General features: G+C 73.7%; 13 protein-coding genes. 8 read left to right on the top strand and 5 right to left on the bottom strand.

Going from position 1 to position 14,345, the window contains the following annotated elements; translation table 11 throughout:
* Positions 1–144 precede the first annotated feature (144 nt).
* Entirely contained in the window at positions 145–1,005 is an 861-nt protein-coding gene (locus tag ACZ6O2_RS11690) for a bifunctional methylenetetrahydrofolate dehydrogenase/methenyltetrahydrofolate cyclohydrolase (RefSeq protein WP_350703969.1), read from the top strand.
* Between the two features lie 171 nt (positions 1,006–1,176).
* Positions 1,177–2,127 carry a malate dehydrogenase gene (gene mdh / locus ACZ6O2_RS11685; protein WP_350703967.1) on the top strand — a complete coding sequence of 317 codons (951 nt, stop codon included), beginning with the start codon at positions 1,177–1,179 and terminating at the stop codon, positions 2,125–2,127.
* 59 nt (positions 2,128–2,186) lie between these two features.
* Here mdh and ACZ6O2_RS11680 read toward each other — a convergent pair whose 3' ends face one another.
* Entirely contained in the window at positions 2,187–2,993 is an 807-nt protein-coding gene (locus tag ACZ6O2_RS11680; RefSeq protein ID WP_466022798.1) for an MBL fold metallo-hydrolase, read from the bottom strand.
* Between the two features lie 135 nt (positions 2,994–3,128).
* Between ACZ6O2_RS11680 and ACZ6O2_RS11675 the strand changes: the two genes are divergently transcribed.
* A complete protein-coding gene (locus ACZ6O2_RS11675; RefSeq protein WP_350703963.1) occupies positions 3,129–4,346 on the top strand; it encodes an NADP-dependent isocitrate dehydrogenase in 1,218 nt (405 codons plus the stop codon).
* A gap of 387 nt (positions 4,347–4,733) precedes the next feature.
* On the opposite strand, the gene galT is transcribed toward ACZ6O2_RS11675, so the two are convergent.
* From galT to ACZ6O2_RS11655, 4 genes are all read right to left on the bottom strand, one after another.
* Positions 4,734–5,810, bottom strand: a complete 1,077-nt coding sequence (gene galT, locus ACZ6O2_RS11670) for a galactose-1-phosphate uridylyltransferase (protein WP_466022797.1) — start codon at positions 5,808–5,810, stop codon at positions 4,734–4,736.
* Positions 5,807–6,628, bottom strand: coding sequence for a DeoR/GlpR family DNA-binding transcription regulator (locus tag ACZ6O2_RS11665; protein ID WP_350703959.1), 822 nt, complete (start codon positions 6,626–6,628; stop codon positions 5,807–5,809). The genes galT and ACZ6O2_RS11665 overlap by 4 nt, the downstream gene beginning before the upstream one ends.
* A 103-nt stretch (positions 6,629–6,731) precedes the next feature.
* Positions 6,732–8,261, bottom strand: a complete 1,530-nt coding sequence (cysC, locus tag ACZ6O2_RS11660) for an adenylyl-sulfate kinase (RefSeq protein ID WP_466022796.1) — start codon at positions 8,259–8,261, stop codon at positions 6,732–6,734.
* Between the two features lie 139 nt (positions 8,262–8,400).
* Positions 8,401–9,903, bottom strand: coding sequence for a glycosyltransferase family A protein (locus ACZ6O2_RS11655; RefSeq protein ID WP_350703956.1), 1,503 nt, complete (start codon positions 9,901–9,903; stop codon positions 8,401–8,403).
* Between the two features lie 225 nt (positions 9,904–10,128).
* On the opposite strand from ACZ6O2_RS11655, the gene ACZ6O2_RS11650 reads away from it, so the two are divergent.
* From ACZ6O2_RS11650 to ACZ6O2_RS11630, 5 genes are all read left to right on the top strand, one after another.
* The gene (locus tag ACZ6O2_RS11650) at positions 10,129–11,043 is read left to right on the top strand and encodes an ABC transporter ATP-binding protein (protein WP_350703954.1); all 915 of its coding nucleotides are present in this window, start codon (positions 10,129–10,131) and stop codon (positions 11,041–11,043) included.
* On the top strand, positions 11,036–11,914 hold the full coding sequence (locus ACZ6O2_RS11645; RefSeq protein ID WP_363701158.1) for an ABC transporter permease: 879 nt from the start codon (positions 11,036–11,038) through the stop codon (positions 11,912–11,914). Before ACZ6O2_RS11650 ends, ACZ6O2_RS11645 begins: the two co-directional genes overlap by 8 nt.
* Complete coding sequence (locus tag ACZ6O2_RS11640) at positions 11,911–12,870, top strand: ABC transporter ATP-binding protein (RefSeq protein WP_466022795.1); 960 nt, start codon at positions 11,911–11,913, stop codon at positions 12,868–12,870. Before ACZ6O2_RS11645 ends, ACZ6O2_RS11640 begins: the two co-directional genes overlap by 4 nt.
* A gap of 2 nt (positions 12,871–12,872) precedes the next feature.
* Entirely contained in the window at positions 12,873–13,583 is a 711-nt protein-coding gene (locus ACZ6O2_RS11635) for an ABC transporter permease (protein ID WP_466022794.1), read from the top strand.
* A gap of 114 nt (positions 13,584–13,697) precedes the next feature.
* Complete coding sequence (locus ACZ6O2_RS11630; protein WP_466022793.1) at positions 13,698–14,324, top strand: hypothetical protein; 627 nt, start codon at positions 13,698–13,700, stop codon at positions 14,322–14,324.
* Positions 14,325–14,345: the final 21 nt, after the last annotated feature.

Raw genomic sequence — 14,345 nt, 5'->3', positions numbered from 1 at the left:
GCAGCCGGCGCGTCCGGATCCGGCTGTGACCGGACCCACGCTTGTTAACTCACAGTGATGAAATGCACGTCACTCTTCGTGATCGGATGGCTGGCTGACGCAGGTCGTCGGATCACCGGGCTTCGACCGTGAGACGATCTGGGCGTGACGGCGACGCTTCTGGACGGCAAGGCGACCGCGGCCGAGATCAAGGACGAGCTGCGGACGCGGGTCAAGGCACTGGCGGAACGCGGCATCACCCCCGGGCTGGGCACCGTCCTGGTCGGCGCCGACCCCGGGTCCCAGGCGTACGTCAACGGCAAGCACCGCGACTGCGCCGAGGTGGGCATCGCCTCGATCCGCCGGGAGCTGCCGGCCGACGCCACCCAGGAGCAGGTCGACGCGGTGCTCGCCGAGCTCAACGCCGACCCGGCCTGCCACGGCTACATCGTCCAGCTGCCGCTGCCGGGTCACCTCGACACCCAGCGGGTGCTGGAGCTGATCGACCCCGACAAGGACGCCGACGGCCTGCACCCGGTCAACCTCGGCCGGCTCGTCCTCGGCTACGAGGGCCCGCTGCCCTGCACCCCGCGCGGCATCGTCGAGCTGCTCCGCCGGCACGACGTGGCGCTGCGCGGGGCGAAGGTCGCCGTGGTCGGCCGGGGCAACACGGTCGGCCGCCCGCTCGGCCTGCTGCTGACCCGGCGCAGCGAGAACGCCACCGTGACGCTGTGCCACACCGGCACCCTCGACCTCGCCGCGCACACCCGCGCCGCCGACATCGTCATCGTGGCCGCCGGGGTGCCGGGCCTGCTCACCGCCGACATGGTCACGCCGGGCGCGGTGGTGGTCGACGTGGGCATCACCCGGGTGATCGGCCCGGACGGCAAGGGCCGCTACACCGGTGACGTCGCCCCGGAGACGGCCGAGGTGGCCGGCAAGCTGGTGCCGATGCCGGGCGGTGTCGGCCCGATGACCCGCGCAATGCTGCTGACCAACGTCGTCGAGCGCGCCGAACGCGACTGAGGTGCGGGGCAGGGCCCCCAGGTGGAAGAGGGCACTTCCCGACATCTCGGTGTGTGCCGGAGCCCGCTTGCACCGCCCATCGGGGTCATAACCGTCCGCCCCTGACCGGATCGGTGCCAGGATGACTGATACGGTCCGGAAAACCGACTGGTAGCAGGGAGTGGGACGACCATGGGTAAGAAGGTCACTGTCGTCGGGGCCGGCTTCTACGGCTCCACCACCGCGCAGCGCCTGGCCGAGTACGACGTCTTCGACACCGTCGTGATCACCGACATCGTGGAGGGCAAGCCCGCGGGTCTCGCCCTGGACCTCAACCAGTCGCGCGCGGTCGAGGGCTTCGAGACCAAGGTCGTCGGCGTGACCACGGGCCCGAACGGCGAGGGCTACGAGGCGATCGAGGGCTCGGACGTCGTGGTGATCACCGCCGGCCTGCCGCGCAAGCCGGGCATGAGCCGGATGGACCTGCTGGAGACGAACGCGAAGATCGTCCGCCAGGTCTCCGAGAACGTCGCCAAGTACGCCCCGAACGCCGTCGTCATCGTCGTGTCCAACCCGCTGGACGAGATGACCGCGCTGGCCCAGCTCGCCACCCAGTTCCCGAAGAACCGGGTGCTCGGCCAGGCCGGCATGCTGGACACCGCCCGGTTCACCAACTTCGTCGCCGAGGCGCTGAGCGTACCGGTTAAGTCGGTGAAGACCCTGACCCTCGGCTCGCACGGCGACACGATGGTGCCGGTGCCGTCGAAGAGCACGGTGAACGGCAAGCCGCTGCGCGACGCGATGCCGGCCGAGCAGATCGAGGAGCTGGTCGTCAAGACCCGCAACGGCGGCGCCGAGGTGGTCGCGCTGCTCAAGACCGGCTCGGCGTACTACGCCCCGTCCGCCGCCGCCGCCCGGATGGCCAAGGCCGTCGCGGAGGACTCCGGCGAGGTCATGCCGGTCTGCGCCTGGGTCGACGGCGAGTACGGCATCTCCGGCGTCTACCTGGGCGTCGAGGCGGAGATCGGGGCCGAGGGCGTCAAGCGGGTCGTCGAGACCGACCTGGACGCCGACGAGCTGGCCAGCCTGAAGGAGGCCGCCGAGGCCGTCCGCGCCAAGCAGGCCGACGTCGCCAACATGTGATCCGTCACCCGACGAGGGGGCACGCCGGTCCGCCGGCGTGCCCCCTCGTCGTCGCGCCCCTACAACGCCACGAACGCCTCGCCGAGGTGCGGGGTGGCGAGCACCGCGGGGCCGCGCGCGGCCAGGTCGCGCAGCAGCGCCACCCGCGACGCGCGGGCCGCCGCGGCGTCCTCCTCGTGGGCGTACGCCAGCTCCGGGTCGACCAGTTGCACGGCGTGCACCAGCAGGTCGCCGGTGACCAGCAGCCGCTCGTCGCCGACCTCCAGCAGCACCGACTGGTGCCCGGGCGTGTGCCCCGGCGTCGGCAGCAGTCGTACCGTCGGATCGAGGCGCACCTCGCCGTCGACCACCCGGAGCTGGCCGGCGGCGCGCAACGGTGCGACCAGCCCGGCCGGCAGCCCGGGGTTGATGCTCTCCACAGCGGCCAGCTCGGCCCGTTGGAGCACGTAGTCGGCGTTCGGGAAGTACGGCGTGGCCGGCGTGCCCGTGACCGCCCAGCCGACGTGGTCGGTGTGCAGGTGGGTGAGCACCACCGTGCGCACGTCGGACGGGTCGATGCCGGCGGCGGCGAGCTCGCCCGGCAGCCGCCCGGGCACCGGCGCCCAACTCGACGCGGGGGCGCCGGCCGGGCCGATCCCGGCGTCGACCAGGGTCACCGGGCCGTCCCCGGCGCGGATCGCGAAGCTGCGGAACGGCAGCCACCACCGCCCGTCGACGGTCACCGTGGCCGGGTCCCGCCGGTCGGCCGCGCGCCAGTGTTCGGGCGTGGCGTCCGGGAACGCCTCGGCGCGGGGCTGGAAGAACGGCCCCTCGCCGTCGGTGAGCGCGGTGACCGTGATAGACCCGAGGGTGCGGCGCGGTGGCATCGGGCGATGGTGCCAGCGCGGTCCCGTGCCGTGCTACCCCGTTTGCGGCCGACCGAGGCCGGCTGGGGACTGCCGGCCAGTTTCCAGTACGCTCGTACTGCTTGAGCACGAGTCCCCCGAGAGGAGCGCCGGCCGATGGCGAAGATCAAGGTAAACAACCCGGTCGTGGAGCTCGACGGCGACGAGATGACCCGGATCATCTGGAAGCAGATCCGGGAGCAGCTGATCCTGCCCTACCTCGACGTCGACCTGCACTACTACGACCTGTCGATTCAGTACCGCGACGAGACCGACGACCAGGTCACCGTGGACGCCGCCAACGCCATCAAGCAGCACGGCGTCGGCGTCAAGTGCGCGACCATCACCCCCGACGAGGCCCGGGTCGAGGAGTTCGGCCTGAAGAAGATGTGGCGGTCGCCGAACGGCACCATCCGCAACATCCTCGGCGGCGTCGTCTTCCGCGAGCCGATCATCATGTCCAACGTGCCGCGGCTGGTCCCCGGCTGGACCAAGCCGATCATCATCGGCCGGCACGCCCACGGCGACCAGTACAAGGCCACCGACTTCGTCGTCCCCGGCCCGGGCACGGTGACCATCACCTACACCCCGACCGACGGCTCCGCGCCGGTGGAGATGGAGGTCGCCAACTTCCCCGGCGGCGGCGTCGCCATGGGCATGTACAACTTCGACGAGTCGATCCGGGACTTCGCCCGCGCCTCGATGCGCTACGGCCTGGACCGCGGCTACCCGGTCTACCTGTCGACGAAGAACACCATCCTCAAGGCGTACGACGGCCGGTTCAAGGACATCTTCGCCGAGGTGTTCGAGAACGAGTTCAAGGCCGAGTTCGAGGCCGCCGGCATCAGCTACGAGCACCGGCTGATCGACGACATGGTCGCCGCCGCGCTGAAGTGGGAGGGCGGCTTCGTCTGGGCCTGCAAGAACTACGACGGTGACGTGCAGTCCGACACCGTCGCCCAGGGCTTCGGCTCGCTGGGCCTGATGACGTCGGTGCTGATGACCCCGGACGGCCGTACGGTCGAGGCCGAGGCCGCGCACGGCACCGTCACCCGGCACTACCGGCAGTACCAGAAGGGCGAGAAGACCTCGACCAACCCGATCGCCTCCATCTACGCCTGGACCCGGGGCCTGGCCCACCGGGGCAAGCTGGACGGCACCCCGGCGGTCACCGAGTTCGCCAACACCCTGGAGCAGGTCATCATCGACACCGTCGAGGGCGGCCAGATGACCAAGGACCTCGCGCTGCTCATCTCGCGGGACGCCCCGTGGCTGACCACCGACGAGTTCATGAACGCCCTGGACGAGAACCTGGCGCGCAAGCTCTCCGCCTGATCTCCTCCGCCACACCGACCGAGCCCGCCGGCCCCGCCGGCGGGCTCCGTCGTCTCCGCCCCGGGCGAGTTTCGTGGCCCGCGCGGCGTGTCGCGGGCTGACACGCGGAGCGCGTCACTCCGTCCGGCGCGCCTCGTTGACCAGGGTGGACGAGATGCCAGTCGCGTCCAGGAAGGTTGACCGCGGTCGCCTCGCGGCAAGCGTGCCGATCAGCCAGCCTTCCCGGCTGTCGCGCACAGCCAGCCGTCCCTTCCCTGCGGGGGGCCCTGTCCCGGGCCCCCCGCGCCCTGTCTGCCACCTCCGCCGGCCGGCCTCCGGCTGTCGGCCGATGGTGCCGTCAGAGGTGGTGAAGGGCTTCCCATGGGCGTCAACCGGGGTGCCCTTGCCTCATCCGGCGCGGAGCAGTTCGGCGGCACGTTCCGGGGCGATGTCGTTGATGAAGACGCCCATGCCGGACTCCGAGCCGGCCAGGTACTTCAGCTTGTCCCGGGCCCGCCGAATGCTGAACAGTTGCAGGTGCAGGTGGCCCAGCTCGCGGTCGGCGCGTACCGGGGCCTGGTGCCAGGCGGCGATGTAGGGCATCGGCAGGTCGAACAGCCCGTCGAAGCGGCGCAGCACGTCCAGGTAGAGCGGCCCGAAGGCGTCCCGCTCGGCGTCGTCGAGCGCCGGGATGTCCGGCACCGGCCGGTGCGGGGCCACGTGCACCTCGAACGGCCAGCGCGCGGCGGCCGGAACGTACGCGGTCCAGTGTTCGTTGGCGGCGACCACCCGGTCGCCCGCGGCCCGTTCGGCGGCGAGCACGTCGGCGTAGAGGTTGCGTCCGCCGGTGCGGTCGGCGTGCCGGCGGGCGGCGGCCAGCATCGCCCGGGTGCGCGGCGTCACGAAGGGGTACGCGTAGACCTGACCGTGCGGGTGGTGCAGCGTCACCCCGATCTCCACGCCCCGGTTCTCGAACGGGAAGACCTGCTCCACGCCGGGCAGCTCGCTCAGCGCGGCGGTCCGGTCGGCGAGCGCGTCCAGCACGGTACGCACCCGGCGCGGCGGCAGGCCGGCGAAGGAGGCATTGTGGTCGTCGGTGAAGCAGACCACCTCGCAACGGCCCCGGCCGGGCCGGACCGGGGTGAACGGCGTGATCTCGGCCGGCTCGTCGGCCACCCGGCCGCTCAGCGAGGGGAACCGGTTCTCGAAGACGGCGACGTCGTAGTCGGGGGCGGGGATCTCGCTGAGCCGGTCGGCGGTGGTGGGGCAGAGCGGGCACTGGTCGGCCGGCGGGAGGAAGGTGCGGGTCTGCCGGTGCACGGCGACCGCCACCCACTCGTCGGTCAGCGGGTCGTGGCGCAGCTGCGACGCGGGCGGCAGCGGGGGCAGCTCGCGCCGGTCCGGCTGGTCGCGGACGGCGTCGTCCCGCTCGTCGAAGTAGATCAGTTCGCGGCCGTCGGCCAGCTCGATCGCGGTGCGCTTCATCGCGCCGCCCCCGTCGCCGTCGGCGTGGCCGCCCGCGCCCCGTCCGCCGCCGGCACGACCACCAGTTGGCCCACCCGGTCGTCGAGCGAGCGCCGCGCCTCGGGAGGCAACCGGTCGTCGGTGACCAGCACGTGGGCGGCGGAGAGCTCGACGATGGCGGAGATGCCGACCGTGCCCCACTTGGTGTGGTCGGCGAGCACCACCAGCCGGTCGGCGGCGGCCACCAGCGCCCGGTCGGTCTCCGCCTCCATCAGGTTGGGCGTGGTGAACCCGGCCCGCTCGCTGATCCCGTGCACGCCGAGGAAGAGCAGGTCCAGGTGCAGCGACCGGATCGCGCCGACGGCCAGCGGCCCGACCAGGGCGTCGGACGGCGTACGCACCCCGCCGGTGAGCACCACGGTCTGGTCCGGGCGGCCCCCGACGTGCAGGATCTCGGCCACCGGCAGCGAGTTGGTGACCACGGTCAGGCCCGGCACGTCGACCAGCCGGCGGGCCAGCTCGGCGGTGGTGGTGCCGGCTGACAGGGCGATCGCCGCGCCCGGCCGGACCAGTTCCGCGGCCCGCGCCGCGATGGCCGCCTTCTCCGCCAACTGCCGCACCGACTTGGCCCGGAACCCCGGCTCGTCGGTCGAGCCGGGGCCGGCGACCGTGGCGCCGCCGTGCACCTTGGCCAGCAGGCCACGCTCGTGCAGCGTCTCCAGGTCGCGCCGGATGGTCATGTCGGAGACGCCGAACTCGACGGCCAGGTCGGTGACCCGCACCCCGCCGGTGGCGCGCACCCGGTCCAGGATGGCCGCCTGGCGCTGCTGAGCCAGCATCCGTCGCACCTCCGTGCCCCCGCGCTCTCACGCGGTCGAACGTGTTCGAACAAAGACGAACACTAGCGCGGAGGGGCGACCCGCGGAAGGAGACAGGGGCGGATCAGATGGACTGGAGCTTGGGCTCGACCCAGCCGGTCTCGGTCAGGTGGTGCAGGACGGCCTGGACCGCCTCGTCGACCGTCAGGTCGCTGGTGTCGACGACCAGGTCCGCGTCGGTCGGCTCCTCGTAGGGGTCGTCGATGCCGGTCATCCCGGTGAGCAGGCCCGCCCGGGCCCGGGCGTACAGGCCCTTGCGGTCGCGCTGCTCGCAGACCTCCAGCGGGGTCGCGACGTGCACCAGCAGGAAACCGGCCCCGGCGGCCAGGGCCATCTCCCGGGCGGTCGCGCGCGCCTGGGCGTACGGGGCGATCGGGCAGCAGATGCCGACGCCGCGGTGCCGGGCGATCTCGGCGGCCACCCAGCCGATCCGCCGCACGTTGAGGTCGCGGTCGGCCTTGCCGAAGCCCAGGCCGGCGGAGAGCTCCCGGCGCACCACGTCGCCGTCGAGCAGCGTGATCGTCCGGTCGCCCTGCTCGCGCAGCGCGTCGGCGAGGCCGCGCGCGATCGTCGACTTGCCGGAGCCGGAGAGCCCCGTCAGGAAGACCACCAGGCCCCGGTGCCGCCGGGGCGGACGGGCCCGGGCCAGCTCCCTCGCCACCGCCGGCGGGGTGTGCCACTCGGGCAGCGGGAAGCCCCGGTCCAGCAGGTCGTCGATCTCCGCCTGCGTCAGGGCCAAGCGCCGGTTGCGCGGCGGGATGTCCTCCCGCCAGCGCCACTGCCCGTCGCGGTTGTCGTAGGCCAGCTCGCGTGGCACCAGCACCCGCAGGCCCGCGCCCGAGAGCATCTCACCGGTGGAGAGCAGGTGCGTCACCCCGTACGCCGCCGACACCCGGGCCCGCAGCAGGGCGTCGCTGATCTCGTCGCGGCGCCGGCTGAGCGGCACGGCGACCAGCGTGGCCGGCGGCATCCGGTCCCGGGCGGCGAAGATGCCGCGCACCAGCGCCTCCGGGGGCAGCCCACCGACGCCGTCCTCGCCGACGGGGATCATCACCAGCAGGTGGGCGCCGAGGGTGCGGGCGGCGTGGGCGATCTGGGCGAGCTGCGGCCGGTGCAGCGGGCGGTCGGCGACCACCCCGAGCACCCGGCCGGGCGGCAGCAGCGCGCGTACCTCCTCGGGGGTGCGGCGCAGCCGCTGGAACGGGCCGTGGCCGCCGTCGCCGAGCCGGCGGACCGCGCCCCCGACGCCCGCCACCCCGTCGCGGACCTGCCAGGCGTCGGCGACCTCCAGCGCCGCGACCGGTGCGCCCTCGCCGTCGGTCAGCACCAGGGTGCGGCGCGCCTCGTCGCGCGGGTCCAGGCCCTGGGCGAGCGCCGCGGGCACCTGGAGCGTCACCGGCACCGGCCACGGGGCGCCGTCGGCGAGCCGGCCCCGGCGGCTCACCGAGACCAGGTCGGCGCGGGTCATGAAGCCGGTCAGCGGGGCGTACGCCCCGGTCAGCAGCAGCTCCAGGTCGGCGAGCTCGCCGGGGCGCGGCGTGTACGCCGGCGCGTCCCGGAGCACCTCGTCGGGCACCACCCAGCCGTTGCTCATCCATCCCCCCAACCCGCTGACCGGCACACAGTTTCTCAGCCTGTCGGCGATCGGTCGAGAGCGCCACTCCACGCCGCGCCGCGCCCGGCGGCCCGGCCGGCGGCTCTCGGCGGTGGGCGGGTCGCCGCCGGCGTTCCGGTCAGCGCCGTCCGATCCGGCGCCGGACGGCCCGGCGCAACCGGGTCCAGAGCGCCCGTTCGTCCTCCACCGCCGGGGCGGCGCCGTCGCCGGCCGGACGCAGCACCAGCGGCAGCCGGGTGTCCTCGGTCCACCCGGCGCAGGTGACCCGGGCCTTCAGCGACCAGGTGCCCACGTCGAGGGCGGCGCCGTCGACCGTGGCGACGGCACGGTGCACGAGATGCCGCTCGCCGGCGGGGCCGGGCACCCAGCGGGTGTCGGAGGTGACCGGCAGGAGGACCTCCTCGCTCGTCTCCCGGCGCCGGGCGACGACGTCCAGCCTGCTCCGGCCCAGCGCGGCCGTCATGTCCCGCAGCACCGGGTCGAGGCCGTCGACGGGCAGCACCAGCAGGTCCCGGTCGCCGTCCGCGGCGAAGGTGACGGGGCGGCCGGCGGATTCCAGCCGGGCGGAGACGGTGACCGTCAGCGCCGTACCGGCCACCTCGTGGCGGTCGACGGTGCCGGCGGCGCGGACGCCCGTCTCCCACTCGGCCAGCCGGCGCAGGTCCGCGACCCGGCCCTGCTCGGCGAGGTGCGCCAGCACCCGTTGCAGCGGGGGCAGGCCGGCGGCGACCCCGGGCGCGAAGCGCTCCCGGATCACCCCCTGGATCTCCCGGACGACCTGCGCGAGCCACTCCTCGGGGGCGTCGAGCATCCGCCGGCCGCGTACCCGGTTGAGCATCTCGTTGCGCAGCCAGCGCCGGTGCAGCCGGTCGCGCAGCGGCCCCGGCTCGGTGTGCGCGTCGACGATGTCGAGCGCCTCCCGCAGGCTGGCGTAGTACTCCGCCGGGTCCAGCCGGGTCGCCGTGACGTTCCCGGCGTCGCCGCGGCGGGTGTGGTGGTAGCAGGTGTAGTCCGACAGCACGCACGTCCGCCTCGACAGGAAGTACGACCGGACCACCATCCGGTGGTCCTCCAGGCGCCGCGGCGACCCCTCCGGGAACCGCAGCCCGTGCTCGTCGAGGAAGGCGCGACGGAACATCTTGTGGCAGGTGAGACTGTCGATCAGCGGCGAGTTGGCCAGCGTGGCGTCGAACCGGTTCCGCCGGAACAGCTCGCGCGGCACGCCGCGCCCGTGCCCGGCCATCCGGCCGACCACCACGTCGGCGTCGTGCGTCCGCGCGCAGTCGTGCAGCCGTTCGAGCGCCTCGTCGCCGAGCCAGTCGTCGTCGTCGGCGAACAGCACGTACTCGCCCCGGGCCTGCGCCACACCGAGGTTGCGCGGCCGGGACGGCCAGCCCGAGTTCTCGATCCGCAGCACCCGGAAGTGCGGGTGCGCGGCGGCGAGTTCCGCCAGCCGGGCGGGGGTGCCGTCGGTCGAGCCGTCGTCGACGAAGACCGCCTCGAACTCCGCCGGAGGCAGTGACTGGCGCAGCAGCGAGGCCACCAGCTTCTCGATGTGCGGCCCGCTGTCGTGCGTGGGCACCACCACGCTCACCTTGGGCGACCCCGTACCGCCGATCATGCTCTCTCCCGTGTGTCGGTCGGCCCCGGTGGATTCCGGTCCACCCCGGGCAGCGTGCACCGCTCTAGAGTGGACGCCTTTCCCGCCGTCCTGGTTGCGCGGAGATTTCCGCGGAGGTTCCCCGGTGCGGGGCGCGGACCCTAGGGGGCGTGGGCGGCAAGGATCAGGGGAGCGCCGGGGGCGTGCCGCTCCCAGCAGGGGCGTCGGCCTCCTACGCTGGACGTCGTGACACTGATCGCGACCGAGTCGCTGACCAAGACGTACGGGGGTGGGGTCACCGCGCTGGCCGACCTGACCGTCGCGGTCGAGCCGGGGATCATCGGACTGGTCGGCGCGAACGGCGCCGGCAAGTCCACGCTGATCAAGATCCTGCTCGGCCTCCTCGCCCCGACCAGCGGGCGGGTCCGGGTACTCGGGCTCGACCCGACCACCGACTCCGCCGGGGTCCGCGCCCGGGTCGGCTACATGCCCGAGCACGACGCCCTGCCGCCGGACCTCTCGGCCGCCGAGCTGGTCACCCACCTCGGCCGGATCAGCGGGCTGCCGCGTACGGTCGCCCGCGAGCGGGCCTCCGAGGCGCTGCGGCACGTCGGGCTCTACGAGGAGCGCTACCGCCCGGTCGGCGGCTACTCCACCGGCATGAAGCAGCGGGTGAAGCTCGCCCAGGCCCTGGTGCACGACCCCGACCTGCTGCTGCTCGACGAGCCGACCAACGGCCTCGACCCGGCCGGCCGGGACGCCATGCTGGCCCTGGTGCACCGGATCGGCACCGAGTTCGGCATCTCCGTGCTGGTCTGCTCGCACCTGCTCGGCGAGGTGGAGCGGATCTGCGACACGCTGGTCGCCATCGACGGCGGGCGGCTGCTGCGGGCCGACCACATCTCCGCCATGACGTCGGCCACCGACGTGCTCGCCGTCGAGGTCAGCGAGGGCACCGAGGAACTGGCCGCCCGGCTCGCCGCTCTGCGCCTGCCGGTACGCCGGGACGGGCGGCTGCTGCTCGTCGAACTCGCCGACGACGCCACCTACGACCTCATCCTCGGCGCGGTCGCCGAGCTGGACCTGCCGCTGCACCGGCTGGACCAGCGCCGGCACCGGGTCGCCGAGCTCTTCGCCACGAGGGAGCCCAGCCATGCCTGAGCCCACCGGTGTCATCCACGACATCGGATACCAGCGCTACACCGGCCCCCGCCTGGGGCGTCGGCAGGTCTTCGGCGCGCTCTACCTGCACGGGCTGCGTACGGCGTTCGGGTTCGGGCGCAGCGCCAAGGCCAAGATCTTCCCCTGGCTGGTGGTCGGCATCGTCACCGTGGTGGCCGCGGGCCTCACCGCGGTGCGCAGCCAGATCGGCGAGGCGGTGATGACGTACGCCCAGTTCGCCGACAACATGAGCTGGCTGGTCATCTTCTTCGTCGCGGTGGTCGCCCCCGAGCTGGTCTCCCGGGACCTGCGCAGCGGGGTGCTGCCCCTCTACTTCTCCCGGCCGCTGCCCCGGTCGGACTACCCGCTGGCCAAGCTGCTGGCGCTGGTGACCGCGCTCTGGCTGCTGCTCGGCGGCCCGCAGCTGGTGATGTTCCTGGGCGCCGCCTTCACCACCGACGACGGCATGCGCGGAGTCTGGAACGAGCTGCTCGACCTGCTGCCGGGCCTGCTCTACGCCGGGCTCTGGGCGGTGGTCTTCGCCTCGGTCGGCCTGCTGGTCGCGTCGCTGACCGGCAAGCGGGCGTTCGCGGCCGGCGGGATCGTGGCGGTGTTCCTGATGACCACCCCGGTCGTCGGCACCCTGTCGATCATGCCGTCCCGGACGGTCAACGAGCTGGCCTTCCTCGCCTCGCCGTCCACGCTGGTGCGGGGCGTCGGCGACTGGGCCCTCGGCGACCTGCTTCCCAAGGGACAGGAGGGGCTCATGATCGGCGACTTCGGCCCGGTCTACGCGGCCGCCGCCGTGCTGCTGGTGGCCGGCTGCGTCGCCCTGCTGCTGCTGCGATACCGGAAGGTGGCCGCCCGATGACCACGACGAGCGCCGACCCCGCGGCGGGGGCCGCGACCGCCGCCGCCAGCACCCTGGACCTCGCCGGCGTCTCCCGCTGGTACGGCAACGTGGTGGCGGTCAACGACGTCAGCATGACCCTCGGCCCCGGCGTCACCGGGCTGCTCGGCCCGAACGGCGCGGGCAAGACCACCCTGCTGCACATGATGGCCGGCTTCCTGGCCCCGTCGCGCGGCGCGGTGACCCTGGACGGCCGGCCCACCTGGCGCAACCCGGAGGTCTACCGCCGGCTGGGCCTGGTGAGCGAGCGGGAGGCGGTGCACACGTTCCTCACCGCGTACGAGTTCGTGCTGGCCAGCGCGAAGCTGCACCGGCTGCCGGACCCGGCGGCGGCGGCCCGCCGGGCGATCGCCCTGGTGGAGATGGAGGCGGCGCAGGACCGCCGGATCGGCACGTACTCCAAGGGCATGCGGCAGCGCGCCCGGGTGGCCGCCGCGCTCGTGCACGAGCCGCAGGTGCTGCTGCTGGACGAGCCGTTCAACGGGATGGACCCGCGTCAGCGGCTGCACATGATGGAGCTGCTGCACCGCCTCGGCGACGCCGGCCGGACGATCCTGTTCAGCTCGCACATCCTGGAGGAGGTCGAGCAGGTCTCCGGCACCGTCCAGGTGATGGTCGCCGGCCGGCTCGCCGCCTCCGGCGACTTCCGCACCATCCGCCGGCTGATGACCAACCGGCCGCACGTCTTCGCCGTCCACTCCACCGACGATCGGGCGCTCGCCGTGGCGCTGATGGCGGAGGCGTCGGTGACCGGGGTGGAGCTGGGCCGCGCGGGGCTGACCGTGCGGGCCGGCGACTACGGCGCGTTCACCCGCGCGCTGCCGAAGATCGCCCTGGCCAAGGGCATCCGGGTGCGGCAACTGGTGCCCGAGGACGAGTCCCTGGAGAGCGTCTTCTCCTACCTGGTGGAGGCCTGAGCATGTCTACCGTTTCCTGGATCACCGCGCGGGGGCTGTTCGGGCGTCGCCGGTTCCTCCTGCTGGTGCCGCTCCCGGCGGTGCTGGTGCTGCTCGCCGTGCTCTCCCGCTCGCTCGGGGTGGACCCGGGCGAGTGGGGCCCGCCGGTGCTGGTCGGCCTCGGCCTGGCCGTGGTGCTGCCGGTGGTCGCGTTGATCGTCGGCACCGGCGTGCTGGGGGCCGAGATCGACGACGGCACGGTCGTGCACATCCTGACCAAGCCGCTGCCGCGCTGGCAGATCGTGCTGCCGAAGCTGGCGGTGGCCACCGGCGTCACGGCGGTCACCGTCGCCGTGCCGCTCTACGTCGCGGGCGTGCTCGCCCACTCGGTACGCCTCGGCCTGGCGCTCGCCGCCGCGGCGGCGGTCGGTGCGCTGGCGTACTCGGCGCTGTTCCTGGCGCTGAGCCTGCTCACCCGGCGGCCCGTGCTGCTCGGCCTGGTCTACGTGCTCATCTGGGAGGGGCTGCTCGGCAACGTCGTCACCGGCACCCAGGTGCTCTCCATCCAGCAGTACGTGATCGCCCTCGCCGACCGGCTGGCCCCCACCGGGCTGCTGGAGGCCAGCGTCTCGGTGCCCGTGGCGGCGGTGATGACCGCGCTGATCAGCGTCGGCTTCACCGTGCTGGCGATCGACCGGCTCCGCTCGTTCAGCGTGGCCGGCGAGACGAGCTGACCCCCGCGTGACGGCCGTCCGGGCGGCCCGACCCCCGATGGTAGGGCTGGCCGGATGGACCGGGCCGCGCCGCCGGGCGAGGCTGTGGAAGTGAGTGCGGAAGCGGGTCTGGTCATGTCGCGCGATTCCTACCCCGGTGCCGGCCGGCACCGGCTGGTCAGCCTGGCGGTCGCCGGGCTCGCGGCGGCGGCGACCACCACGGCCGCCCAGGCCAGCGGGCACTTCCACTGGTGGGCGGGGTTCGTGCTGATCCCCGGGGCACTGATCGCCGCCACCGGCGGGCCGCTGCTGGCCCGGGGCGGCGGGCGCGCCTTCGCCGGCTACGTGGTCGCCTGTCTCGGCGCGCTGGTGTTCGCGGTCGGGGCGCTGCTGATGTTCGGGGCGTTCGGCAGGGGCTGGCCGCTGATGGTCATCCTGCCGTGCCTGGCGGTCGCCGGCACCTACCACTGGCGGCCGGTCCACCCGCTGGCCCGGGGGCTGCACCGGGCGGTCGCCCTGCTGGCGCTGGCCGGCGCCCTGCTGCTCGGCGGGACGCTGCAACTGACCCGCGCCGGCCTGGTCGACGTGGGGACCGCCCCCATGTGGGGCGCGTTCCTGATGCTGGCCGGGGTGATCGTGCTGGGAAACGCCGTCGAGCTGACCCGGCACCGGATGCCGTACCGGCTCCAGGCGATCACCCTGCTGGTCGGCCCCGCCGTCGCCGCCTTCCTGCTCGGCCTGCGCCTGCTGCGCGGCTGGTGACCCCGCCGCGCCCCGTCGGGG

The organism is Micromonospora sp. NPDC048040, assembly GCF_055587185.1.
Note: the sequence above shows the minus strand (reverse complement) of the source record. Positions and strands in the feature narration are given on the sequence as shown.